Source organism: Mesorhizobium sp. M4B.F.Ca.ET.089.01.1.1, assembly GCF_004022605.1.
In the GTDB taxonomy this organism is placed as follows: Bacteria; Pseudomonadota; Alphaproteobacteria; order Rhizobiales; family Rhizobiaceae; genus Mesorhizobium; species Mesorhizobium abyssinicae.
Genome location: NZ_RZOS01000540.1, coordinates 1 through 3,445 on the forward strand (window position 1 = coordinate 1; position 3,445 = coordinate 3,445).

Genomic DNA, 3,445 nt, shown 5'->3' on the forward strand with positions numbered 1-3,445 from the left:
TTTCTGGAGACAGCGCGCCACGGGTCGGGGTGTAGATGCAAAGTTTGTCTTCAATTCCCTGAAAGCCGGGCAGGTCGAGGACGCGGATAGGAGGCAATGCTGTGTTGGCAGCATTCGGCTTGGTTTCACCTGTCAGCTTGTACCACTCTTCATGACACTTCTTCATCGGTCCAAAGTCTCCGACTCGGTTCATGGTGCAATGTACATAGCACATGATTAGGAACAAAGCATAAACAAGCGGGAAATCCCCAAGTGTCACGGGCAGTTGTGAATTGTGGGGATGCGCGTAATTTTTACTTGCCGCTTGAAGGAGGAGACGTGGTCGCCTGCAAAGCGGGCTGAGGCGGGTCGCATTCCGCGAGGCGACGGTTATCTACTCCGCAGAACGCAACTGTTCAAAACGTTGCCCTTCTGCGAGAAGCCATGTGATGTAGGCTTGGCCTTCGTCCATCTCGACTTCGACGGCTTCGGCATACTCGAAGGCAAGCGTCGGGATGATGTCTTCAACCGAACACCTGTGCAGCTTAGCGAGCCATTTGGCGCGACCCAGCTTGGCACGGGCATCCCGCTCGTGGTCGTGGTACTCGGTCACGGCCGCAACCAATTCGCGGTTGTTCTCAGCGGCCTCCTTCGCCAACTCCTCGTCCACCTCGTGCCGCTGGTAAGGCGTCACGCTGACGATCGCCGCGTTGATGTCCTGTACGGTGAGGGACCACGAACTTAGCCCCGTAAGCTTGCTGGCCTGAGTTTGAACCTCCCGGCAGTCTTGGCAGACGAGCACCGGGACATGGCTTCCGATGACCATGTGCGCAATGGCCTCAGCTCCACGCCAATAGAGCGCGCTCGGGTCTTCCTCGGCGATCCAGTCGTACAGGATATGGATTCTCGCCGTCCATTTCCCGGAGTTGCTGGATTTGCGGCATATTTCCCGCTTTGATCGCTGGCAGCATCCGCATTTCCAGTCGTCGCCGACCTTCGGCCAATGCTTCTGTTCCCTGTTCTGGATATTGACCCGTGCGTACTCTTCATCGGTAGGCGGTTTGCCCGGAATGATCACCTTAGGCTTGGCCGACTTACCTACCGCGTCTCTGGAGACGGATCGTTCGATCAACCTCCAGCCGAAGCTATTCCCGTGACCCGGTGTGGCGCGGGAAAACTGGTCCCAGAGGAGCGAAGTTTCATCCATCCAGAAATTCACCCGCGCCGGTGCAATCTCGCGGCGGTTCTTTCCGTTTGCGAACCGCTTCGCCATGCGCTCCGTGAAGTCGAGTCGATCTTCGAAATCCGGCTTCACGCGTGTCCAAATCTCGCGAGCCTTGTCCACGTCGATCCCATGAACGTGGTTGTCCGTGACATTGATGAAGGTTGCTATTTCCTTCGGCGAGAACGTGAAGTTCTCATCGACCTCCTTACCGATGAGCGTCTTCGCCCTGTTGTCCGCCAGATTGCAGTCAATGCAGACGGGCGTCCGTTCGAACCGCTCGACAAACTGGAGCAAGGCGGTCTTGGCCTTTGACCGTTGAACGGCGAATTCCTTGTCCTCGGTGAGTGGGTTCAATTCCTCGAACAGCTTCCCAGCCCAATCGGCGAGGTGATCGTGATGCACTTCAAGCTCGCATAGGAGTACCCCGGCCGAATTGAGCCGCGCAATCTGCGGCTTCGTGCGCTTGCAGCATGGACATGACCAACCGTGCCAAGTCGCCGCCCATGCTCGGTTCAGACTCAGACGTTCGGTCTTAAACCGGCGCAGTAGAGCCTTCGTGTGATTGCTCCATTTACCGTCGCGCATGAAGGCGAATTCGGCCAATTCTTCATCGGACATCGCCTCTACATCTGGAATGGTAACGGTTGCTGATCGCGCGGCCAACTGAAGTCTCTCCTCCACCTCCCAAACATCTTCGCAGGATTCGAGGTTTAGCCGAAGGCCCCACCACGACACTCGTGACAGGTCGGCGAGGAATGATGGGCGTTCCATCGAAATCACCGGCGCGCCATAGACCACCGACAGCGCCCCTGGTGCTTCAAACAGGTGGTGGCGTTGAGCAGTCGTGCAACCTCGTCTCGACTGAGCACCACCGGCAGAAGAGCATCATGCTCGGTCCTTATCCAATCCTGCTCAATGCTGCACCGGCGTCTGCGTCATCGCGCATCCGTCGAAATACGCGCCTTCCCGCGCAGCGGGTTCGTTGTGTGCCCAGCATGTTCAACCGCTTGAGGGTGAAAGTCCCCTAGCCAACCTGATGGAGGTGAAGGCTTAGCAAAGCGCAAGGGCATTACCGCGAGGTGGTGTCTGAAGGAAGCGTGGAGCAAAACCGCGACCTGACGAACAGAAACCGGATGTGAGGCATCCCTGGCCGGACGAGCGGGCAACGTTTCGCGAAGTCCATATCCATCAAGGGGCAGGGCTGTAGATCCGGCAGGTGCGCGGGGAAGGCGATTGAACTTACCTGGGGAGGCCTGCGTCATGTTCCGACTTCGGAACTGAGGGAACCGCAAGGTGACCTGACCGTGATGCAGGAGTCAGCAGAGGGCGTAGTAGGTGATGCTGTCGGCAAGGCTAGTGAGGCACTCCAAGGCCGAAAGGCGGAGCAAACGGATAGGACGAGCCGGAAACGATGACCGAAGGCCCGAACGATTGGAAATGGCAAGTAGGACTGGCAACTCATGAGTGGAAAGCGGCAGAAGACCCAGTATTCATTGGCCTTGGAACCGAGGGACCGGGGTGAAGCCCCTGTCAGCGGTTACCAAGGGGCCGAACCACTCGTGGCGAAGTCGGCACCCGAAAGCCCGGCTTGGACAGAACAGCTAATGGAGACGGTATGTAGCCGAGAGAATCTGGAAACAGCGTGGAAACGCGTTCGAAGCAACAAGGGCGGTCCAGGCGTGGATGGGATGACCATCGACGACGCCAAGGGCTACCTGCGTGAGCACTGGCCAAGCATTCGGTCTCGATTGCTCGAGGGAACCTATCAGCCGCAGCCGGTCAAGCGGGTTGAAATCCCCAAGCCGGACGGCGGGGTCAGAAAACTCGGCGTACCTTGCGTCGTCGACAGACTGATCCAGCAAGCCCTGCTGCAGGTCCTCCAAGAGCAGTGGGACCCGACGTTCTCGGAGCACAGCTACGGCTTCCGCCCGGGACGCTCTGCCCATCAGGCAGTAGCCCAAGCGCAATGCTACATTGCCGAGGGTTACAGCTACGTGGTTGACCTCGACCTCGAAAGATTTTTCGATCGGGTTAATCACGATAGCCTGATGGCGCGCGTTGCCGCGAGGGTGTCCGATAAGCGTGCGCTCAAACTCATCCGTGCATTCCTCAATGCGGGGGTGATGGAGGATGGCCTGGTCCGTCCGGTGGACGAGGGGACCCCGCAAGGCGGTCCGCTCTCGCCCCTCCTGAGTAACCTCCTGCTCGACGACCTCGACAAGGAACTGGCCCGACGTGGTC

2 protein-coding genes are annotated in these 3,445 nt (G+C 58.5%); one reads left to right on the forward strand and one right to left on the reverse strand.

Going from position 1 to position 3,445, the window contains the following annotated elements:
• Positions 1 to 373: 373 nt before the first annotated feature.
• Complete coding sequence (locus EN780_RS39050) at positions 374 to 2,002, reverse strand: hypothetical protein (RefSeq protein WP_189556860.1); 1,629 nt, start codon at positions 2,000 to 2,002, stop codon at positions 374 to 376.
• Between the two features lie 890 nt (positions 2,003 to 2,892).
• Here EN780_RS39050 and EN780_RS30200 point away from each other — a divergent pair.
• On the forward strand, positions 2,893 to 3,445 hold a 553-nt coding region (locus EN780_RS30200), incomplete at its 3' end, for a reverse transcriptase domain-containing protein (protein WP_348631278.1).